The 21919-nt window shown below is 38.9% G+C and carries 17 protein-coding genes; 8 read left to right on the top strand and 9 right to left on the bottom strand.

Features of this window, described 5'->3' with window-relative positions; genetic code table 11:
* Window positions 1-22: 22 nt before the first annotated feature.
* The gene (gene miaB, locus AC21OH_RS07860; protein WP_487371453.1) at window positions 23-1519 is read right to left on the bottom strand and encodes a tRNA (N6-isopentenyl adenosine(37)-C2)-methylthiotransferase MiaB; all 1497 of its coding nucleotides are present in this window, start codon (window positions 1517-1519) and stop codon (window positions 23-25) included.
* 641 nt (window positions 1520-2160) lie between these two features.
* Between miaB and AC21OH_RS07855 the strand changes: the two genes are divergently transcribed.
* From AC21OH_RS07855 to AC21OH_RS07845, 3 genes are all read left to right on the top strand, one after another.
* A complete protein-coding gene (locus tag AC21OH_RS07855) occupies window positions 2161-4203 on the top strand; it encodes a lytic transglycosylase domain-containing protein (protein ID WP_487371459.1) in 2043 nt (680 codons plus the stop codon).
* A gap of 486 nt (window positions 4204-4689) precedes the next feature.
* Window positions 4690-5673 carry a malate dehydrogenase gene (locus AC21OH_RS07850; protein ID WP_487371452.1) on the top strand — a complete coding sequence of 328 codons (984 nt, stop codon included), beginning with the start codon at window positions 4690-4692 and terminating at the stop codon, window positions 5671-5673.
* Between the two features lie 268 nt (window positions 5674-5941).
* Window positions 5942-6181 carry a DUF2789 domain-containing protein gene (locus tag AC21OH_RS07845; RefSeq protein ID WP_486536133.1) on the top strand — a complete coding sequence of 80 codons (240 nt, stop codon included), beginning with the start codon at window positions 5942-5944 and terminating at the stop codon, window positions 6179-6181.
* Between the two features lie 309 nt (window positions 6182-6490).
* On the opposite strand, the gene AC21OH_RS07840 is transcribed toward AC21OH_RS07845, so the two are convergent.
* The 4 genes from AC21OH_RS07840 to hflX form a co-directional block, all read right to left on the bottom strand.
* On the bottom strand, window positions 6491-7369 hold the full coding sequence (locus AC21OH_RS07840; protein WP_486536134.1) for a lytic transglycosylase domain-containing protein: 879 nt from the start codon (window positions 7367-7369) through the stop codon (window positions 6491-6493).
* Window positions 7370-7832: 463 nt separating this feature from the next.
* On the bottom strand, window positions 7833-8519 hold the full coding sequence (locus tag AC21OH_RS07835) for an LrgB family protein (protein ID WP_487371479.1): 687 nt from the start codon (window positions 8517-8519) through the stop codon (window positions 7833-7835).
* A 33-nt stretch (window positions 8520-8552) separates the two neighbouring features.
* A complete protein-coding gene (locus AC21OH_RS07830) occupies window positions 8553-9074 on the bottom strand; it encodes a CidA/LrgA family protein (protein WP_487371478.1) in 522 nt (173 codons plus the stop codon).
* 432 nt (window positions 9075-9506) lie between these two features.
* The gene (hflX, locus tag AC21OH_RS07825; protein ID WP_487371477.1) at window positions 9507-10922 is read right to left on the bottom strand and encodes a ribosome rescue GTPase HflX; all 1416 of its coding nucleotides are present in this window, start codon (window positions 10920-10922) and stop codon (window positions 9507-9509) included.
* 324 nt (window positions 10923-11246) lie between these two features.
* Between hflX and AC21OH_RS07820 the strand changes: the two genes are divergently transcribed.
* Window positions 11247-12197, top strand: coding sequence for a lysophospholipid acyltransferase family protein (locus AC21OH_RS07820; RefSeq protein WP_487371476.1), 951 nt, complete (start codon window positions 11247-11249; stop codon window positions 12195-12197).
* A gap of 144 nt (window positions 12198-12341) precedes the next feature.
* Here the strand turns inward: AC21OH_RS07820 and AC21OH_RS07815 are convergent, their stop codons facing one another.
* Together AC21OH_RS07815 and AC21OH_RS07810 are read right to left on the bottom strand one after the other, a co-directional pair.
* Window positions 12342-13382, bottom strand: a complete 1041-nt coding sequence (locus AC21OH_RS07815; RefSeq protein WP_487371475.1) for an aldo/keto reductase — start codon at window positions 13380-13382, stop codon at window positions 12342-12344.
* Between the two features lie 203 nt (window positions 13383-13585).
* On the bottom strand, window positions 13586-14104 hold the full coding sequence (locus tag AC21OH_RS07810; protein ID WP_487371474.1) for an FKBP-type peptidyl-prolyl cis-trans isomerase: 519 nt from the start codon (window positions 14102-14104) through the stop codon (window positions 13586-13588).
* A 516-nt stretch (window positions 14105-14620) separates the two neighbouring features.
* Between AC21OH_RS07810 and rpsL the strand changes: the two genes are divergently transcribed.
* The 4 genes from rpsL to tuf all read left to right on the top strand — a co-directional run bounded on the left by rpsL (window position 14621) and on the right by tuf (window position 19891).
* Window positions 14621-14995 carry a 30S ribosomal protein S12 gene (gene rpsL, locus AC21OH_RS07805; RefSeq protein WP_486536140.1) on the top strand — a complete coding sequence of 125 codons (375 nt, stop codon included), beginning with the start codon at window positions 14621-14623 and terminating at the stop codon, window positions 14993-14995.
* Window positions 14996-15140: 145 nt separating this feature from the next.
* Window positions 15141-15614, top strand: a complete 474-nt coding sequence (rpsG, locus tag AC21OH_RS07800) for a 30S ribosomal protein S7 (RefSeq protein ID WP_486536141.1) — start codon at window positions 15141-15143, stop codon at window positions 15612-15614.
* A 478-nt stretch (window positions 15615-16092) separates the two neighbouring features.
* Entirely contained in the window at window positions 16093-18222 is a 2130-nt protein-coding gene (gene fusA, locus AC21OH_RS07795; RefSeq protein ID WP_486536142.1) for an elongation factor G, read from the top strand.
* 478 nt (window positions 18223-18700) lie between these two features.
* Window positions 18701-19891: an elongation factor Tu gene (tuf, locus tag AC21OH_RS07790; RefSeq protein WP_486535648.1), complete on the top strand. Its 1191-nt coding sequence runs from the start codon at window positions 18701-18703 to the stop codon at window positions 19889-19891.
* Between the two features lie 207 nt (window positions 19892-20098).
* On the opposite strand, the gene AC21OH_RS07785 is transcribed toward tuf, so the two are convergent.
* Window positions 20099-20929, bottom strand: coding sequence for a TrmH family RNA methyltransferase (locus AC21OH_RS07785; RefSeq protein WP_487371116.1), 831 nt, complete (start codon window positions 20927-20929; stop codon window positions 20099-20101).
* Between the two features lie 49 nt (window positions 20930-20978).
* Window positions 20979-21902 (bottom strand): LysR family transcriptional regulator, encoded by a 924-nt coding sequence (locus tag AC21OH_RS07780; protein WP_487371115.1) that lies wholly within the window; start codon window positions 21900-21902, stop codon window positions 20979-20981.
* Window positions 21903-21919: the final 17 nt, after the last annotated feature.

Genomic DNA, 21919 nt, shown 5'->3' with positions numbered 1-21919 from the left:
AGGCTTGAAGTAAAATAAGACTTTAAACTAAAACCTCTACCAATTCGGCGCGTACCATATGCGGGCTCACGAATTCTTTAATGTTAACCATCACAAACTGGCCCATTAATTCAGACTTTTGCAGCTCGGTGGCTTCAAAGAGTACCGAACGGGTATTGTCTGCTGTACCTAGTAATTGATTAGGGTAGCGATCAGCAATGTCTTCGACCATTACACGAACTGTATTGCCAACCATTTCACGGGTTTTCTTGACGGTCGAATCACGTATAACTTTTTGAAAAATTGCCAAACGTTCTTTCTTGGTCTCTAGGCTCACATCATCAGGTAGGTCAGAAGCAGGCGTTCCTGGACGTTTAGAATAAATAAAACTATATGAATGATCAAAATCTAAAGCTTTAGCAAGATTCAAGGTTTCAAGGAAGTCTTCTTCTGTTTCACCCGGAAACCCAATAATAAAGTCGCTCGACAAATGCATGTCAGGACGCACCGCCATTAACTTATTGATTTGATTAATATAAACATCAATGGTGTGGTTACGTTTCATCGCTGCTAATATTTTATTCGAACCACTTTGAACGGGTAAATGCAAATGTGACACTAGCTGCGGTAACTTAGCATAAGCGTCAATAATATCATCTGTAAACTCTAGTGGATGACTGGTGGTATAACGAATACGTTCGATGCCATCAACATGGGCAACGTAGTGTAGTAGCTCTGCAAAACGACAGATGCTTCCATCGTCTTTTTCACCGCGGTAACCATTTACGTTTTGACCCAGTAGCGTCACCTCACGCACACCTTGTTCTGCAAGGCTATCGATCTCTGCTAATACATCATCAAGTGGCCTTGACAGCTCTTCGCCGCGCGTATAGGGCACCACACAGAATGAGCAGTATTTAGAACAGCCTTCCATAATAGAAACAAAAGCACGATAACCCTCAACCTTAGGCTCAGGTAAAAAGTCGAACTTTTCTATACTGGGGAAAGAGACATCAACCGTGCCGATACGATCTTTTGGCTTTACGTTTTTTTGTGTACTTGATTGGTCATATAAATCGGGCAAGCGGTGTAGGGTTTGTGGGCCAAAAACCATATCCACATAAGGCGCGCGTTTTTGAATATTGTCGCCTTCTTGAGAGGCAACGCAGCCGCCAACACCAATCACTAGGTCTGGGTTTTTATCTTTTAGTTTGCGCCAGCGGCCCAGTTCAGAAAAGACTTTTTCCTGTGCTTTTTCACGAATAGAGCAAGTATTCATCAATAACACATCGGCGTCTTCAATATTGTCAGTCACAATCATGTTATGAGAGTCGCCAAGCACATTTCCCATTTTTTCAGAGTCATAGACATTCATCTGGCAACCTTGAGTTGAGATGAATACTTTTTTTACTGGAGCATCTGTTGAAGGATTTGACTCCACCACATCATTCGAAGAGGGGTCTTCAACTAAAACCCTAGTCTCTTTGGCAGATAAAGCTTTAGGGTCAAATGCTTTAGGATTAAATAAAGTAGCACTCATAATAAGCAGTCCAGGTTTGTCTAATGATATGTATGGCTAACTGACTTGAAAGCGACTGGCGCTTTTATATCGAAATTAAATGAAGAGGTTAGCATCTATGTGTTTGATATACGTTTTTAAGATGCTTAATTGAATCATAAAAGGGGCATATTATACCACATGCTGTTAAACATTAAATATTAATGCCATTCAAGTTGATTATAAATTATACAAAATTATTTTTATATATATCACACGAATACTGTGTGCTTAGAGGTTTTACTTTCAATATAAATAGAATGCGGTAGGTACATAAATATGCCTGCAACATGAGCTTACATAAAGCATTTGGGCGAGGTAAGGATTATTGCCTATAATAATTTTATCTGATTCTATTATCGAAGACTTGATAACCCAAAAATATAGGTCATTATAACTAGAAACTAGAAACGAAACCTTAGATTTTAATTCTCAATATAAACCTAATGAAAAGCACCGTTTTTAAGAATCGTAACTTGAATTCTAACCACAATTTTAAAAAGTTATCTAAACGAATCATGTGTGCTAATGTAATAAAAGGACGTACATAAAATTATATGTTAAAAAAAATTCAATTAAAAATAGATGCGCCGTTAGATAAGCCAAAGGGTGAAATTAATATTATGGGCCATACTGCAAAATTTAAACAGACCTTGTTGTCAAAAGCGACATTGACTGCCTCGTTGCTAGGTTTATTTGGGATGTCGCAGATTGCCTGTGGCCAGTTGACTTATCAAGACTCAATGGCGACCTCATCTTCTGATACCAGTATTGGCTATTTTAATGAAGCGCTCTCAGCTGCTGAAAGTGGTGATGTTAATATGCTCTATCAATACGAGCAGATGATGAGTGGCGGGTTATTTGCGATGTATCCAACGTATTGGCGTTTGAATAATGATCTATCGACATTACATCCAAGTGTCGTTACACGTTTTGCCAACCAATATAATGGCAGCGTTATGGCAGAGAAGCTAGCAGCAGACTATGCAGAAGCCAAAGCGCAGATGGGCGATTATGCTGCTGTACGTCAAGTTTCTAACAATATTATTAATGCTGATACCAGTGAAAAATGTGCTGTCGCCCTAGGATTTAATAATGGTGGTGACGCCATGCGCGCCATGTCCCTAAAACCTGAAGTATGGTTAAACACAAAAAAACAGCCTGCATTGTGTTATCAATTGGCAATGGAAATGAATAATAATCCGATGATCAGTAATGCGGATCGCCAAGCGCGTTTGTTAAGGATGCTTAGAGTGGTAAAAACTGGCGATATTATGTCGCTTACAAGTACCCTTGGCATTCCTATAGATTATAGTGAATTGAGTGATATCCAGCTCAATCCAAACGCCTTCATACAGCGTATGAGTAGTCAGCCTTATAGCCCCAAAAACCAATATCTTTATATTTATGCGATAGGACGTATGGCAGACAAATCCTATCGCGAAGCGGCCATGCAAGTCGATTTCGATATCAAACAAGATGATTTGCGCGCTCAAAAACTAATTGGCGAAGAAGCACGCCGCTATGCCTATCGTATTTTAGGTGTTAAGCGTATGAACTATACGACCGATGACGGGTTTAATAAAGAGGCGTTAACTTGGTTTCAAAAAAGCTTAGGCGTTCCTTTTAATTATGAAGAGGCCGAGGATTATGCTATTGCTGCTATAAGGTATAGCGAGTGGGGAGATGTGGTTCAAGCCATTGGTAGTATGGACAATGCCACGCAGCAAGAAGACAAATGGCAGTACTGGTTAGCGCGCGCTTACGCAAAGTCTGCCGACAGCAGTAAAAAATCTTTATCTAGACAAATATATCAGCGACTCGCTGGTAAGAATAATTATTATGGCTTTTTGGCCCAAGATGTCGTCGGTCAGCGCTTTAGTGCACGGCGTGCAGGCGGAACTGGTGTGCCTAATGTTCCAAATAGTGATGTTAGTCGAATGCTAGGTAATCCGCATTTTGCGCGAGCATTGGCCTTATACAATAATGGCTCTAGTCGAACCTATGCCAATCGTGAATGGAACTGGGCGGTTAAAAAAGCAAGAGATGCTAATGATACCGGTATGATATTGGCGGCGTCCAAATATGCGCACGATATTGGCTGGCTAGACCGTTCTATTTATGCTATTGATACTACCGATAATGTTATGAGCTATGGGTTATCACATCCCATGCCTTATCAATCATCTGTGGTACGTTACAGCCAAAATGTGGGAATTGATCCTGCATGGGCCTATGGCATCATGCGTCAAGAGAGCCGCTTTGTAAGTAGTGCGCGATCGGGTGTCGGTGCCAGTGGGCTCATGCAAATTATGCCAGGTACTGCCAAGTATATTGCTCGCAAACTTGGAGAGCCATACAGTGCTAGCCAAGCCAATAGCGGGGATACGAATATTCGCTATGGTACTTGGTATATGAGCGATATTATGAACAAGCTAAATTACCAGCCTGTATTGGCAACCGCAGGATACAATGCAGGGCCTAACAAAGCCAAACGCTGGCAGCCCACGTATGGGTCGTTACCTGCGGATCAGTATGTTGAAACTATTGCTTATCCTGAGACACGAAACTATGTCAAACGGGTGATGGAGAATGCAACCATTTATAGTAGTTTGTTAGGCACTACAATACCGATATCTACTCGTATGGGTACTATCTCTCCATAATATTGATACGTTTAAATTTGGTGATGACATAAAATTATCCATAGATGTGCTCTATAACATTTTAAATGCTCAATAGGGTTTAGGTCGCAAGTTAAATATTTGAAAGTAAAAAGTGATCAAAAATTTATGTGACTTATTTTAGAGCGATCATTAATAGATTAGCTAAGTAGTAAATAATAAGGTTTGAGCAATATTTTGAAAGGTGCTACACTTTTACCGCGTCTTAATATAGTGATTTATAGTATTGCTGTCCACATTACAAAGTAGTTATATATAATAGTGAGCAATACCTATAAATCGACTTTTATTTGCAGATCTTTGATAATTAATTATTCGATAATGTTGTAGGTTTTTTATTATTTGATAAATTGGTCAATTGATTTAATAAATCTCATTCACTGCTTATTTATATCAAGATATGACATTATTAGGGGCACGCCCTAGTAACGATATAAATTAACCTTAAAAATCCACTAGGAGAATTAAATGAAACAACCTGTTCGCGTTGCTGTTACTGGTGCTGCTGGTAATATTAGTTATGCTATGCTGTTTCGTATTGCTTCAGGCGAAATGTTAGGTAAAGATCAACCTGTTATTTTACAACTATTAGAAATCACACCAGCTTTAGATGCTCTAAAAGGCGTAGTTATGGAGCTTGAAGATTGTGCATTTCCATTATTAGCAGGTATTGTGCAGACTGATGACGCAAACGTAGCGTTTAAAGATGCTGACTATGCACTATTGGTTGGTGCGCGTCCTCGTGGTCCTGGTATGGAGCGTAAAGACTTACTTGAAGCTAACGCAACTATTTTCTCAGCTCAAGGTAAAGCTTTAAATGAAGTGGCCAGTCGTGATGTAAAAGTATTGGTTGTAGGTAATCCAGCAAATACCAATGCTTTGATTGCTCAGCGTAATGCACCTGATTTAGATCCACGCAACTTTACCGCCATGACTCGATTAGATCATAACCGCGGTATGGCTCAGCTTGCAGAAGAGACAAACAGCACTGTTAATGACATCAAAAAGATGATTATTTGGGGCAACCACTCTTCAACTCAGTATCCTGATTTAAGCCAGTGTACCGTTAATGGTAAGCCTGCTTTAGATATGGTTGACCGTGATTGGTATGAAGACACTTATATCCCTAACGTACAAAAGCGTGGTGCTGCTATTATTCAAGCCCGTGGTGCATCATCTGCCGCATCTGCCGCTAATGCTGCTATTGCGCATATGCGTTCTTGGGCACTTGGTTCAGATGAGAATGATTGGGTATCTATGGGCGTTTATTCACAAGGTGAATATGGTATCGCTAAGGGTCTAATTTATTCATTCCCATGTCATTGCGAGAATGGCGACTGGAAAATTGTTGAAGGTTTAGACACGTCTTCTGAGTTTTCACAAGAGAAAATGAAAGCGACTGAGCAAGAGCTTAGCGAAGAGCGTGACGCAGTAGAGCATTTACTACCATAGTTCTACATAATAATTATGCTTTATGAAAACTATGCATAAGCTTTAATAGTACATATTATTCAAAGACCTGCAATTTATTGTGGGTCTTTTTGTATTAGTATCAATTTTAAGCGAATCATTTAGGGTTACGCTTTATTAGTAATGCCCTAACGTGTTAACACAAAAGCAAAGCTTCTAAATAGGAAATGAACAGAATAAATATTCTATTTTGCTACTATAGTGCTAACATAGATAAGTATATTAATTTGATAATAATTTTGGAGGCATCATGTTAGGTGAACAAGAATATACAATGAATAATTTATTTGCACAATTAGGGTTAGAAAGCTCTGATGAAGCCATTGATCAGTTTATAAAAGATCATCAATTGGGCAAAGATGAAAACTTGAAAGACGCTGATTTTTGGACAGACTCACAGCGCGCTTTTTTGACTGAAGAATGGAAACGCGACGCAGCTTGGGTTGAAGTTATCGATGAGTTAAATGTTCGTTTGCACCCTACTGCTTAGATTTTTCACATATTAGATCTATAACAAGACACTTTTAAGTTAAGAAGTTGTTATAAATAAAGAGTTAGTTAAAAGTGAATAAGTTGTTAAATTAGCAAATAATTTAAGTATCGCTTTTATTTAATTTGCAATCTAAATAAAAAAGACCTTCCTATTTAGGAAGGTCTTTTTTATTTGGATATTCAATAAATGCTGCATCTTTGACGCTTTAAGCTTATTTTAATCAATTCTTATTTTAATCAATTCTTATTTTAAGGTTAAATCAACTAATCCATTTAATGGCCCGACGTAAAGGACTGATGCAAAACTCTAACGTAAAGCATCAAAGGCAGTTTGAGCGTAGCTATTGCGATTGGTACTAAAGCTCATTCTTTGAACTTGTGCCGTACTGCCATTGGTACTTGAACCTGATACACCCATTATACCTGATTCATTTTTGTATAAACTATTGTAACGACCCATCACTTTTTTTACATAATTTTGAGTTTCACGAAAAGGTGGGATACCGCCATATTTATCTACATTTCCTTCGCCAGCATTATATCCAGCAAGTACATGATCTATTCTGCCATTAAAGCGTTTGCTTAACCAAGCTATGTACTTAGCAGCGCCTTCAATATTCTCAGCAGGATTCCATGCGTTTCTAACAGAAAAACGTCGCGCCGTAGCAGGCATTAATTGCATAAGCCCTTGAGCACCAACTGGAGAACGCGCATTGGGATTAAAAGCAGACTCAGTATGCATCATCGCTTTAATTAAAGCGGGGTCTACACCGTGTCGCATAGCAGATGCGCGAATATAGGCATCGTAAGCGTTGCGGTTAGAGCTTCTAGAAGCTCCATAGGCTCTATAGCTAGTAGGGCTTGATGCAGTAGATGATGACGTAAAGTCTGTACTAGTATTCGTAGATGATACTGAGGCGTTAGGGTAGTAAGTTACCTTAACTTTTTTATTAAATTTATTAAAGTTACCAGAGGGGTTAATATTAGTCAGCAAGACTTGACCGCTATCGTCCTTATAGATATACATATTGCCAGCTTGCGCCTTTTGCGGCACCATTGACAACAGCATGGTCGAGAGTAATGTTATAGAAAGCAGTGTTGTAGAAAGCAATGCGGATTGAAGTATTGAATGATTAACAGTAAGACAATTCGGACGAATTACCCTTCTCAATATAATTTCAGACATAAGAAATTCACTTTTAAACGGTATTGATTGTAAAACGTATATAAAAAAGGTTTTCCTACCAAGAAAAATATCTATTTTATAAAAGATTTAATAGAATCTAAGAAATCTAATTAGCTCGTTAAAGCTTAAAATACGTTGAAGAGACTTTAATAGATTGCCTATAATTAATAGATTTCTATTGACAGACTTTAATTAACACATTCTGATGTTTAATCAATCTAATTGTAAGGATAATTGAAAAAACTATAAATTTAATAAATATTATAACAGAATAGATAAAGTTTAGGACACTATGAATACCTAGAACATTTTTGATTGTTAATATTGATTATAAATAAATAATAATTGATAAGAAAGGTACTCTTATAGATATATCATTGAAGATTATTTGTTTAATTCTAGAGTGTTTACATCTCTGAATTATATATGTAGGTTATATAAAGGCAGGTTATATATAGGCAGGTTATATAAAAGCTGAGAGGAATACGGGTACCCATATCGCTGTGACTAAACCATTAACCGCCAAGCCAAAGGCAGCATATCGACCCGCAGTATGGCTGATTTGCCAAGCTTCAACCGTACCAAATGCATGCGCAGCAAGCCCAAGAGCCAATCCCTTAGCTTTATCATCATGTACATTCTTAAATAAAAACCTCGCCATCGTCCCACCAAGTAATCCTGAAACAATAATTATCAGGTTTGCTAAGGCTAAAGGCGCTTTAATAATTTCTGCAACACTCAGTCCAATTGGTGTGGTTACTGAACGTGTGGCAAAAGTTAATATCGTATCTTGGCTCAAAGCAAATAGGTAAGCCATGCCCATAGGTAGAATTGCTCCTATCATGCTGGCAATACAGACAATAATGGTTAATTTTTTAAGAGGTAATCCTTTAAAACTCATGGTAGCCAAAGGTATGGCTAATAAAACGGTAACATAGCCAAGCAGATGATCAAAGATTGGTTTAGACACCGCATAATAATGCGTGTAATCCCACCTAAAGATGAATAAAAATACCAAAACTAAAACCAGTGCAGTAATGACCATAGGTAGTGAAGAGAAGCGTTTAGATAGTAGTCGAGCCGTAACATGGGCCACTAAAGTAAGCATAAACGCTGCTAAAACTACCAGGTATGTTGTGCCATCAGGCATAGAATCTAGCATTATCATGTCCTTAGCACAGCATCATTTTTTAGGGTGTTTAGGGCGTTTAAGGTAGGATTTGGTTTTATCAAGCGTCTTATTCGTAGATTCTGCCTTTTGAAGTGGTTCATTATCATGTGGCGTATTAATAGATTCGGTATGATGACTGTTTAACCACGTATCACTTAATTTTGCTAAAAACCAAAGTGGAATTAATGTACTAATAATGATGGTTATTGAAATACCTAGAAGTTCATCGCCGAGCCCAAACATTAATAACCCTGCACCAGCTGAAACCGGTAAAAAAGCAAAACCGCTGTCAACTAAAAGTGTATTACTAGCAGAGGTTATCCAATCAGGTATGCCGAAGGTGAAGCGCCATATCATTAATATTAAAAATAGAGTGATTAGACCTACAATATTGCCTGCACTCTCGTAACCCAAAGTTCTACAAATTAAAACGGCAGTCTCGCGAATACAAACAACGATCGTTAAAGTTATTATAATCGCTATTGGTAATGAGACAAGTCTTTTAGAATTTGACGTTGTGCTGGAGAGGGACATATTGGGTAGGGCCTTTAAGTATTAAAATACGACTACTTTATACATACAAGAACTTTAATCAAATGACCTGTTTAGAAATCATGAGACATATAGAATTTGGACTACTATTTTATATATAATCACCATTAAAGTTTATTCATAGATGACATCTTTTATTTATGGTTTCACTTATGGTGTCGGTTATGACGGGTATAAAACTCTATCATAGTTGCCACTTTATATATTGGCAATAGTTATCGGATATCATACTCTATATATATTATAAGAATAGACATAAAAAACCCCATTAATCTTAAGAGAATAATGGGGATTATTAAAAATAGCTTTTATTATCGAATTTCAGAATCAGTGCATACGATAGCAACATATTTTAGAGTAACAGTTTTAAATTAACTGATTTAGAGTTTGATAACTTTCAATATCAACAATGCTCTAAAGATCATCATTTTCAAGCCCTTCAGTATATTCAAGCGCCTCATCTGATATCGAGTTAAGTTGATCTTGATCTGCTAAGCGCTCTTTTTCAAAAGGTTCAAGCTTTGGCACCAACAGCTTCGCTTGCTCTTGGGGCAATACACTAAATGGATCGATATTGGACTCACCTAGAAGCTGCTGTAACTTCTCAGCAGGTAATCTAATGGTCAGTAGCTCATGCCCAGACTCGTCATAGCTTTCTTGCTCCACCACATCTAAAAGATATAAATCATTTTTAAAGCTGCCAGCATCAAAAGGTAGCGTGATATCAAAGGTATGTAGTTTACCGGTAAGAAGCTGCTGTACGGCAGTCGCTAACATGCTCATGCCTAAATCTTCTTTAGCAGAGACATATACGCGGCTTGGCACGCCTTGTTCAGCGTATTTAATACGCGCAGGCTCGCCTGTCATATCAATTTTATTATATACATTGAGTACGGGCACATCATTATTAATCTCTGCAAGTACATTCTTGACCGCTTTGATTTGCTCATGCATATCATGGCTTGAGGAATCTATCACGTGCAGTAACAGGTCAGCTTCGAGTGTTTCTTCTAATGTAGCGTGAAAAGATTCTACCAATTCATGCGGTAAGTGACGAACAAAACCGACGGTATCTACTAAGACCACACGCCCTACACCCTGCCAGTCAAGACGTCTTAATGTCGGATCAAGCGTCGCGAACAGTTGGTCGGCTGCATATATATCTTCATCGACTAAACGATTAAATAGGGATGACTTACCCGCGTTGGTGTAGCCCACTAAAGAGATGGTAAGAACATCAGACTTTTGGCGTTTTGCTCGCCCTTGAGCTCGAGTTTGTTTCACTTTATCCAAACGGGCTTTTAACTGATTGACGCGAATTTGCAGAAGTCGTCTATCGGTTTCTAACTGTGTTTCACCAGGACCGCGTAATCCAATACCCCCTTTTTGGCGCTCCAAATGCGTCCAACCACGTACTAGGCGTGTTGCAAGATGGTTTAACTGTGCAAGCTCTACCTGAAGCTTACCTTCATATGTGCGCGCGCGTTGAGCAAATATGTCTAAGATCAAACCAGTACGGTCCAGAACACGGCACTCAAACAACGTTTCTAAATTACGCTCTTGAGATGGGGTCAAACTATGATCAAAAATCACAATATCCGCTTCTAATTCTTTGACTAGTTCAGCGATTTCGTGAGCTTTACCACTACCGATAAAATATTTGGCATCTGGCTTTTGTCGCGACCCCGTAATAACGGTCAACTGCTCAGCACCTGCCGAATCCACCAATAACTTGAATTCATCCAAATCATCTGGATCAGTAATCTGTCTAATATCTAAATGTACGAGGATGGCACGTTCACCACCTTCATGTCTCTCAAAATACTCCAAAAATAATCACCTATTTTCTAAATTTATATTGAGCAGTAGTTATTTCAAATTAACTTTAAAAGTAGTTACTGCAATATACTATTAATGGCGATGTTTATAACAATTTAAAGGGGTATAATTTTAATAATAAATTAGCCTTTTTCTAACATACCATTAGCAAGAACTAAATAAATTAAGTTAGTTTTCAGTGAACACTTGAATACTCAATCATATTTTTTGCTATACTCTGTCATAATCCATTCATTAAATACTGGTATGAGTGTCTGTTGATTGAAAGGAATAATGTTTTTTATAAAAAATTAAATATTTTACCAAGGATTCGCTATGTTGCAAACGAATGAACTAAATAAGCTTAATGAGTCGACTAAAACACAAGCCTCATCTATTAAAGATAACACGTCAATCAAAGATAATAGTAACAAAGATTTTACAGCTTATGATGGCAAAACTTATCAAGGTAAAGCTAAACTAACTAAAAAAAGTAAGCTACTAAAGACGCTAAAAAACCAGGCTAAAAATAACTTAGGCCGTGCAAAGTCAGTCGCGGGTTTATCAAATACATTGGTTGGCGGTTATCGTGCTGCTACCAAAATAGGAGCTTGGCATGAACCGCCTCGCGATATTTTACCCAAATACATTCAAGCTTTTTGCCGCAACATGGCAGCGGCATTTAATGTTACGGTAGTTGCTGTAGAGCCTATACCTAATATTCATGCCCTATGGGCTTCAAATCATGTGTCTTGGATGGATATTCCAGTTAATGGCTCTATCGGTCAGGCCTTCTTTTTATCTAAAGCAGAAGTTAAAGAGATGCCTATATTTGGTAGATTAGCACGCGCTTGTGGTAGCTTATTTATCCATCGCGGCTCAGGGGATGCAGGATCAGTCTCCCAGCAAATGGCAGACTTTTTAAATGGAGGTTATTCAATTATATTCTTCCCTGAAGCGACAACCACAGATGGAAAGCAGATCAAAAAGCTGCACGGTAAGTTACTTCAATCTGCAATTGACTCTGATCATCCTATTCAGCCAACTGTACTTTGTTATGTGAATAAAGAGGGCAAGTTAGATGATCAAATGCCTTTTTATGGCGGTATGACGTTTAAACAAAGTCTCTTTCAAATCATGGATAGCGATCCTGTGACAGCTTATGTTCTCCCGCTAGAACCGATTTATCCTGAAGGTAGAAGCAAAGAAGAATTGACCCAAATTCTACAAGAGCATATGCAAATAGGATTAGAGGAGTTACATAGTCGAGTGGTTAAGTCAGATTGATACCAATTGGCTATATAGTTCATTAAGAGTTTATAAATATTATTTCTAGCTCTAAAATTTATAGATAAATCCCGCTACGAGCGGGATTTATTATTAATATCAAGTAAAAATTTATTTAATATAGCCTAAGCATAATATGAAAGTTTATGGCGAAGGGTTAGGCTGTTTGGTATGAACCGCTTCGATAGCATCTAATACATCATCACTCAGTTCTACATTGATACTGTCTATGTTTGTTTTGAGCTGATCTATCGACGTGGCACCAATAATATTGCTCGTAACAAACGGACGGCTGTTAACAAAAGCTAGCGCCATTTGAGCCATATTCAATCCTGCTTGCTGAGCTATTTCAGCATACTGTAAAGTAGCTGATTTTGCTTCGTCATTAATATAACGCTCAAAGCGATCGTAAATAGTTAAGCGCGCGCCTTCAGGTTGCTTTCCATCCAAGTATTTACCAGACAACACACCAAATCCTAAAGGGGAGTAAGCCAACAAACCGACGTTCTCTCGGTGCGATACTTCAGCCAGACCCACCTCATATAAGCGATTTAACAAACTATATGGGTTTTGGACCGTGATAGGGCCTTGAAGCCCTGCTTTATCCGCCTCCCACAAATAGCGCATCACACCCCAAGGGGTATCATTGGATAATCCATAAGCTCTAATGCGACCTTTTTTTATTTCATCGTTTAGGGCTTCAATGGTTTCCAGAAATGGCGTCAGATTCGTTAAGTCTTGCTCTGCCATTTGTGGGGTGTAGCCACGAGTACTGAAAAAATTCGTTCGTCGTTCGGGCCAATGCAATTGATAAACGTCGATGTGATCCGTTTGTAAGCGCTTTAAGTTGTCATCTAACGCCTCACTAATATACTTTGCATTAAACTGAGTATTACCCTCTCTTAAAAAGCTCATGGGCGAGATTTTACTTGCCAGTATAATGTCATTTCTACGTTTGGTTTTAGCAATCCATGAGCCTAAGAACTTTTCTGTATCACCTTGTTTGTCTTTATCAGGTGGAGAGGGGTACATTTCTGCTGTATCCCAGAAGTTTACCCCCTCTGATAATGCAAAGTCCATCTGCTCATGCGCTTGGGACTCTGTATTTTGTTGTCCCCATGTCATGGTGCCAAGACATATTTTAGAGACCTTATCACCGAGTTTGGGAAGGGTTGAATATTTCATAAACATATCCTTTATTTATATTGTTTTTTATTTTACAGACTGTTCGTGTTTATATTTTCGTGTTTATATTTTCGTGCTTATATTTTCGTGCTTATATTTTTGTACTTATATTTTTGTACTTATATTTTTGTGCTCATATAATGAAGCTTACTGCACGAGATTTAAAAGTCTATTAAAAGTTTACTAAAAGTATAGCTACTAAACTACATCAATTTAATACCTACTTGACCAGGTGGCGTCACCTTAAATATTTGTACCTTAAATAAGACGGGTTGTCCGGCAAGAGGGTGATTAAAATCAACTTTAACCTCATCTTTATTAACACTACTAATGACACCTGGCAAAGTGTTTTTACCTTTATCTTCAAATTCCATCATCATACCGACTTCTGGATTTGGCTCTGATAATGCAAATTGAGTACGGGTGAATGTTTGTACGTTGTTTTCATTCCATTCGCCAAAAGCTTGCTCTGGTTCTAAATGTGCGGTGCGGGTGTCGCCTGCGCGTAGATTATTTAATACATTCTCAAATCCAGGTAATAAACTCTCATCGCCTACTGTCAAAGCAACCGGCTCACTTCGACTAAATGTAGAGTCAATAACTGTGCCATTTTCTAATGATACTTCAAAATGAAGAAGAACATGACTGCCGTCTGTAATACGAATGTCTTGATTTGGTGTCACAAAATCAATGATTGAGGTTGGTTGATTTGAGTTAGTCATAAATATTTTCGCTTATACAAATTTTTAATATGAAAAGGCTGGGGTATATAGAATTAATGACGCTAGTTTATCATAAACATACTCCCGCTTTAGACAGATACATATACATTTCAAAATGCTTTAAAGAAGAAGAGGGACTTAATGGTATTGAGTAAATACGAGCCATTAGACTAATGCAATTTAACTGAACTAAAGCAGGTAAGCAGGTTAAGTAATAGGGTAAGTCGTTAAGTGGTGCATCAATAAAGTGTACCTCTTGAAAATAAACTAAGTTGACCTAAAATAGGCAGCTGAAGCAGATTTAAGTCCATATACTATTCATAATGACTACTTGAATAGATGGTATTAAGTCTATATAATATAGTGTCCGAAAAATGGGTAAGCTTCTGTGACGCTTAAGCTTATTTTGGTATTAACCACACTCCGAGAGTGAGGGTTAATCATAAAGTGGCGTTAAGCAGCGGATGGCTTAGTAACCCATTTTTTTGTATTTATTAAACGGGAGAAGGATGCCTTATGGCAACAACTAACCAATTGATTCGCAAGGGTCGTAAAGTATTAAAGGAAAAGTCTGGTGTTCCTGCTTTACAAGCATGCCCTCAACGCCGTGGTGTATGTACTCGCGTATATACAACTACACCTAAAAAACCTAACTCAGCTATGCGTAAAGTATGCCGTGTTCGCTTAACTTCAGGTTATGAAGTATCAAGCTACATCGGTGGTGAAGGCCATAATTTACAAGAGCATAGTGTTGTACTTATCCGTGGTGGTCGTGTTAAAGACTTACCAGGTGTACGTTATCACACTGTTCGCGGCGCACTTGACTGTGCAGGCGTGAAAGACCGCAGACAAGGTCGCTCTAAATACGGTGCTAAGAAGCCAAAATCATAATTAGCACATTACTCTATATTACGCATAGGCTTGGTGTTCTAAATGAACATACCGCTATGCAGTAAGGCTGGCTGGTAACCATTATCTAACCTTATCGTATAGATGGTTATGAATGCCAGACAACCCTGAAGACAAGGAATTTATTATGCCAAGACGTCGCGTCGTTGCTACCCGTGAGATCCTTCCGGATCCTAAATTTGGTAGCCAAACAATTGCTAAATTTATCAACCACGTTATGGTGGATGGTAAGAAATCTACTGCTGAACGTATCGTTTACGGTGCACTTGACCAAGTAGTTGAGAAACGTAACATTGAAGATCCTGTAGGGTTCTTTGAAGAAGTACTTGAAAACGTTCGCCCTATGGTTGAAGTTAAAGCTCGCCGTGTTGGTGGTGCAACGTATCAAGTTCCTATGGAAGTACGCCCATCCCGTCGTACAGCTCTAGCGATGCGTTGGTTAGCTGACGCTGCTTCTAAACGTTCTGAGAAGTCTATGGCTCATCGCTTAGCGGGCGAGCTTGGTGATGCATCAGAAGGTAAAGGTTCTGCTGTAAAAAAACGTGATGAAGTTCACCGTATGGCAGATGCTAACAAAGCATTCTCACATTATCGTTTCTAAGCTTATTAACTTTTAAGCTTATTTATAAGAAGCAAATTGTATATAATGATTTAACGCTATCAATAACGTCAGTTTTTGATAGCGCACTTTAAAAAATAAAGAACTCACTAAAGAATTAAAAGTTACATACTTATAGCTTATGATATAGAGATCTTACTAAATGCTAAGTCATTAAATGCTAAATGCTAAATGCTAAGTGATCAAACATTAAGTAGGTGAGTCTAAATAATATGAGTAAGGTATCTAAAATTAAGTTGTAAGAAAGTTTTGGTAGGTGCTAGTAGGATTGTATAGCTGCCGCTTCAGTAAAGCAGTTTAATTGACTAAAAGTTCGCTCATCAAACGATACAAACTGAAAGAAATTAAAACAGTTATGTATCATTAAAATGACATCTTTTTTGGTTATTCTACCAGTCATTGCTATCATAAAATCTATATAACGAAATAAATTATAAAGACATTCCATTAGGAAAAAATTATGGCACGTGCAACCCCCCTAAACCGATATCGTAATATTGGTATTTCAGCACATATCGATGCTGGTAAAACAACAACGACCGAACGTATCTTATTCTATACCGGTGTTAGCCACAAACTTGGTGAAGTTCATGATGGCGGCGCTACAATGGACTGGATGGAACAAGAGCAGGAACGTGGTATTACTATTACCTCTGCTGCGACCACTTGTTTCTGGTCAGGTATGGGTCAACAGTTTCCTGAACATCGTATCAATATTATTGATACCCCAGGCCACGTTGACTTCACTATTGAAGTAGAACGTTCAATGCGTGTACTTGATGGTGCATGTATGGTTTATTGTGCGGTTGGTGGTGTACAGCCTCAGTCTGAGACTGTTTGGCGTCAAGCAAACAAATATAAAGTACCACGTTTAGCGTTCGTTAATAAAATGGACCGTGTGGGTGCTGATTTTTACCGTGTAAAAGAACAAGTCAAAGCCCGTTTAGGTGGCAACCCTGTTGCTATGGTTATTCCAATTGGTAAAGAAGATGACTTTGAAGGCGTTGTCGATCTTATTAGCATGAAAGCACTTTATTGGGATACCGAATCTCTTGGTATGAAATACGAAGAGCGTGAGATTCCTGCAGAATTACAAGATAAAGCAGAAGAGTACCGAAGTGAATTAGTTGAAGTTGCTGCTGAAGCAAACGAAGAGCTAATGAATGCCTATCTTGAAGGTGAAGAGCTGACTGAAGAGCAAATTCATGCTGCGATTCGTGAGCGTACTATCAATAACGAAATCATTCCTATGTTCTGTGGTACTGCCTTTAAGAACAAAGGCGTTCAAAGAATGCTTGATGCTGTTATTCAGTATATGCCAGCGCCTCAAGACGTACCAGCTATCCGTGGTATCCTTGATGACAAAGACGAAACCGAAGGTACTCGTCCAGCTTCTGATGATGCACCATTTGCGGCTCTTGCATTCAAAATTATGAATGATAAGTTCGTTGGTAACTTAACGTTCGTACGTGTTTACTCTGGTGTTATTAAGCAGGGCGAAAGCGTTTACAACCCTGTTAAAATGAAACGTGAGCGTGTTGGACGTATCGTACAGATGCATGCTGATTCGCAACAAGAGCTTGATGAAATCCGTGCGGGTGATATTGCTGCACTAGTGGGTATGAAAGACGTTGGTACTGGTGATACGCTTTGTGATGAAAGTGAAGCCATTACGCTTGAGCGCATGGAGTTTCCAGACCCAGTTATTAGTCTAGCAGTTGAACCAAAAACTAAAGCTGACCAAGAAAAAATGTCAGTGGCTTTAGGACGCTTGGCTAAAGAAGATCCATCATTCCGTGTACATACTGATGAAGAATCTGGTCAGACGATTATTAGTGGTATGGGTGAGCTTCACTTAGAAATTCTTGTTGATCGTATGAAGCGTGAATTTAAAGTTGAAGCTAACATCGGTGCACCGCAAGTTGCTTATCGCGAAACCATTCGTAACTCAGTTGAACAAGAAGGTAAATTTGTTCGTCAAACAGGTGGTCGTGGTAAGTTCGGTCACGTTTGGTTGAAGCTTGAGCCTCTTGATCTTGATGAAGGTCCTGAGTATGAGTTTGAAGAACAAATCGTTGGTGGTGTCGTACCTAAAGAATACCATGGTGCAGTTGATAAAGGTATTCAAGAACGTATGAAGAATGGTATCCTTGCCGGTTACCCAATCGTTGGTGTTAAAGCTACATTATATGATGGTTCATACCATGATGTTGACTCGGATGAGTTATCATTCAAAATGGCAGGTTCTATCGCATTCAAAAAAGGCTTCATGAATGCTAACCCAGCACTTCTTGAGCCGGTTATGAAAGTTGAAGTTGAAACGCCAGAAGAGTACATGGGTGATATCATGGGTGACTTAAACCGTCGCCGTGGTATGGTTCAAGGTATGGATGATTTACCTGGTGGCACTAAACAGATTCGTGCTGAAGTTCCATTAGCAGAGATGTTTGGTTATGCAACCAACCTTCGTTCACAGTCTCAAGGCCGTGCTACATATTCTATGGAATTCCAGAAGTATGCTGAAACACCTAAGTCTGTAGCCGAAGATATTATGAAGAAATTCTCTGGTAAAGACGACGAAGACGAGTAATTCTAGTTTTATTATTGTATAAATATATTGGAGTACTTAGCGAGCTAAGTACTCTTTATATATTCATTGAATAATAATTACGTTTGATATTAATTGTTCAAGGTCCTAGATACTTCTAAAGGTGATTAGTTTTAATATTATTCAATAGGTTTTAACATAAACACAGCTAGTAACTTATCGAAAGTGTAATTTATTACTGAATTTATAACCTTTTAGGTATCAAACCCTTGTCAATTACTTGTATTATCTTATATCATTTGCAACTGACTTAAATAATATCTTACTTCGTATTTTCTTATTAAGTAATTATTATACTAACTCTCTTAAGTAACTGTTTACTTCAGAATCTTTACTAATAAAGTATAAGTTGCTTTAGATAAAATTTTATGACAGATAATTAATGATTGTAGTCACAGACTATTTTTATATTATTTGATCTGTTACTTGAACTACATATTTAAAAAATGAGGACACACCCATGGCAAAGGCCAAGTTTGAAAGAAATAAGCCGCACGTTAACGTAGGAACCATTGGACACGTTGACCACGGTAAAACCACACTAACCGCAGCAATCGCAACCGTAGCAGCCAAAACATCAGGCGGCGACGCAAAAGACTACGCAGCGATTGACTCAGCACCAGAAGAAAAAGCACGTGGTATCACAATCAACACCTCACACATCGAATACGACACCGAAGCACGTCACTACGCACACGTAGACTGCCCAGGTCACGCAGACTATGTGAAAAACATGATTACTGGTGCCGCACAGATGGATGGCGCAATTCTAGTCGTATCAGCGACAGATGGCCCAATGCCACAAACACGTGAGCACATCCTACTATCACGTCAGGTAGGCGTACCATACATCATCGTATTCATGAACAAATGTGACATGGTAGATGACGAAGAACTACTAGAGCTCGTAGAAATGGAAGTACGTGAATTACTATCAGACTATGACTTCCCAGGTGATGACACCCCAATCATCAAAGGATCAGCGCTAGAAGCCCTAAACGGCAATGACGGTCCATATGGCGAACCTGCAGTAATCGAACTACTAGAAGTACTAGATACATATATCCCAGAGCCAGAGCGTGACATCGATAAAGCATTCCTAATGCCAATCGAAGACGTGTTCTCAATCTCAGGACGCGGTACCGTAGTAACAGGCCGTGTAGAATCAGGTATCATCAAAGTAGGCGATGAAATCGAAATCGTAGGTATTAGAGACACTCAAAAAACCACCTGTACAGGTGTAGAGATGTTCCGTAAGCTACTAGACGAAGGTCGTGCTGGTGAAAACTGTGGTGTACTACTACGTGGTACAAAGCGTGAAGACGTACAGCGTGGCCAAGTACTAGCAGCGCCTGGATCTATCACACCGCATACAGACTTTGATGCCGAAGTATATGTACTATCAAAAGAAGAAGGTGGCCGTCATACACCATTCCTAAATGGTTACCGTCCACAGTTCTACTTCCGTACTACAGACGTAACAGGTGAAATCATTCTACAAGACGGTACTGAAATGGTAATGCCTGGCGATAACGTTGAGATGAGCGTGAAGCTAATCTTTCCAATCGCAATGGATAAAGGCTTACGTTTCGCAATTCGCGAAGGTGGCCGTACTGTAGGTGCTGGTGTTGTTGCTAACGTTAAAGACTAATTGTATTGGTTGAACGTTGCTAGGTCAGCTGCTGTTATTTAGTAGGAATAGTAGTAGTAGCCAAGCACTAAGCTAAAAAGACTGTCTCTTTGAGATGGTCTTTTTTTTAGGGTCTTTTAAAATTTTTGAATTAATCTCAATAAAAAAAAGAGGTGTCGCTATAGCGATACCTCTATTTGTTTAAACTCAATAAAATTATTCATTTCACTAGCTATAGTGTCTCTGACGAAGGGTCTCATACATACAAAGGGCACCGGCAATCGCTACATTTAAACTTTCTTGACCGTTGGGCTGAGGTAGGGCAACTGGGGTAGCTTGCTTCATGATATCTTCGCATACGCCTTGACCTTCATGGCCCATTACCCAAGCAACGGGACGATTTAAGTTTTGTTTATAGATAATATTATCGGTATGTGAACTGGTGGCATAAATTGGTAGTCTTAAATAGCTTAGCACTTCATCAGCTTCAACACCTTCATAAATGGTTAAGCCAAACTGAGCACCCATGCCAGCACGCATCGTTTTAGGTGACCATGCTTGAGCGCTACCTTTGGTACATATTATATTGTTAATACCTACAGCTGCTGCTGTGCGTAACAGTGTACCCACATTACCGTTGTCCTGAACGTCGTTTAATATAAGGCAATCAGTAGTAATAGGTGCTTTAAGGGTATGTAGATTATGCTGCGGTATATTAACTATAGCCATTATCTCCACACCACTGCCTAATGTAGTGATGCTTTGATAGACACCGTCACTAACAACCGTTAGTTTATTATCAAGATGATAGTCGGTTAATAAGTTCAATAGGGTTTGAACTTCTGGATGTGACAGTCCGCTATATGAAATTATAATTTGCTCTGGTAGGTGATCAGCTTGCAGTGCAGCCTCAATAAGATGAACGCCTTCGAGTACAGTTTGGCCTGCTTTTTTGCGCTGACGAGATTGGGTCAGTAAGGCTTTAGCTAGTTTAGCAGTCGGGTTTTTTTCTGAAGTAATAACTGGATTATTAGAGTACTTGTTGGTGATATTGGTCATGATTTGCTCATTTTGGCGGGGTTTGAATTTACAGCTTGAAGCACTTTTTTTACGTTAAAGCTGATTGGCATTGAGCAATGATTTGCTCAAAACGTTTCGGCAGAGTTCTGCCATAGGAATTTAGTAAGTATACAGGCTCTGTCACCTTATTTGGTGTAGTAAGTGCTGTTAGCCTCTGTAAATATGCGCTAACACTAATGACATTATGAGGTATGACGGAAAGTCCTAACCCCATACTGACTGGCAATAAAATTTGGCTAATTTGATTGGTATACCCTGTTATTGGAATCTCAGATAGCTTGCGAGGATTGTTGCTCGCTTGATTTAAACTTATCTCCCCACAGCTTTCAAAAAACAAGTGTAAATAGTGCATTAAATCAGGATGTTGTATCAATCCAGCATCATTGATGATGTCGATAAGCGCGGGTTTGGGCGTCTCATAGGTTTGCCATAGATCAGTTGCTATCACCAAACTGATTTGTTCTTCACCAATCACTGAACTTTCCACCAATTTAGAGCTGGATTGATGTGTGGTTAGTCCAATATCGAAATCATCATTGATAATCCCTTCTATAATGCGGTAGTGAGGCGCTGCTTCAAGCTCAAATTTTAGTCCTGTATGGCGTTGCTGTAAAGTTAACAGTTCTGGATAAATCTTTAATGCAATGGCGCCAGAGCAAGCAATTCGGCACACGCCAGTGTATAAGTCATCAAAGCCCATCTCATCTAACAACGCATCTTCTGCCTGAGCCAGATGACAAATGTAGTCATAAAGCAATCGGCCTTGCTCCGTTAATCGAAACGGCGATACCTCACGTTGTATTAAGGTATGGCCTAAAACATGCTCCAGCTTTTTTAAGTGCTGACTCACGCCAGGCTGCGTCATATGCAGCTGCTGTGCTGTTTCGGAGAAGTGTTTGGTTTCAGCTAGTGCTTTAAAGGTTTGCAGATGAGCGGGATTTAAATTCAGCATGATAATATTTCATTATC

It is taken from the genome of Psychrobacter sp. CX10, from assembly GCF_057621575.2.
The sequence above is the reverse complement of the archived record's forward strand: the minus strand, read 5'-3'. Positions and strand labels throughout refer to the sequence as shown.

Excerpts from the sequence above, each read along its gene's own strand:
- rpsG (WP_486536141.1), top strand. The coding sequence starts at position 15,141 with ATGCCAAGACGTCGCGTCGTTGCTACCCGTGAGATCCTTCCGGATCCT.
- AC21OH_RS07815 (WP_487371475.1), bottom strand. The coding sequence starts at position 13,382 with ATGAAATATTCAACCCTTCCCAAACTCGGTGATAAGGTCTCTAAAATA.
- AC21OH_RS07780 (WP_487371115.1), bottom strand. The coding sequence starts at position 21,902 with ATGCTGAATTTAAATCCCGCTCATCTGCAAACCTTTAAAGCACTAGCT.
- AC21OH_RS07820 (WP_487371476.1), top strand. The coding sequence starts at position 11,247 with ATGTTGCAAACGAATGAACTAAATAAGCTTAATGAGTCGACTAAAACA.
- AC21OH_RS07830 (WP_487371478.1), bottom strand. The coding sequence starts at position 9,074 with ATGTCCCTCTCCAGCACAACGTCAAATTCTAAAAGACTTGTCTCATTA.
- AC21OH_RS07840 (WP_486536134.1), bottom strand. The coding sequence starts at position 7,369 with ATGTCTGAAATTATATTGAGAAGGGTAATTCGTCCGAATTGTCTTACT.
- AC21OH_RS07845 (WP_486536133.1), top strand. The coding sequence starts at position 5,942 with ATGTTAGGTGAACAAGAATATACAATGAATAATTTATTTGCACAATTA.
- rpsL (WP_486536140.1), top strand. The coding sequence starts at position 14,621 with ATGGCAACAACTAACCAATTGATTCGCAAGGGTCGTAAAGTATTAAAG.
- miaB (WP_487371453.1), bottom strand. The coding sequence starts at position 1,519 with ATGAGTGCTACTTTATTTAATCCTAAAGCATTTGACCCTAAAGCTTTA.
- AC21OH_RS07785 (WP_487371116.1), bottom strand. The coding sequence starts at position 20,929 with ATGACCAATATCACCAACAAGTACTCTAATAATCCAGTTATTACTTCA.
- AC21OH_RS07850 (WP_487371452.1), top strand. The coding sequence starts at position 4,690 with ATGAAACAACCTGTTCGCGTTGCTGTTACTGGTGCTGCTGGTAATATT.
- tuf (WP_486535648.1), top strand. The coding sequence starts at position 18,701 with ATGGCAAAGGCCAAGTTTGAAAGAAATAAGCCGCACGTTAACGTAGGA.
- AC21OH_RS07855 (WP_487371459.1), top strand. The coding sequence starts at position 2,161 with ATGGGCCATACTGCAAAATTTAAACAGACCTTGTTGTCAAAAGCGACA.
- fusA (WP_486536142.1), top strand. The coding sequence starts at position 16,093 with ATGGCACGTGCAACCCCCCTAAACCGATATCGTAATATTGGTATTTCA.
- AC21OH_RS07835 (WP_487371479.1), bottom strand. The coding sequence starts at position 8,519 with ATGCCTGATGGCACAACATACCTGGTAGTTTTAGCAGCGTTTATGCTT.
- AC21OH_RS07810 (WP_487371474.1), bottom strand. The coding sequence starts at position 14,104 with ATGACTAACTCAAATCAACCAACCTCAATCATTGATTTTGTGACACCA.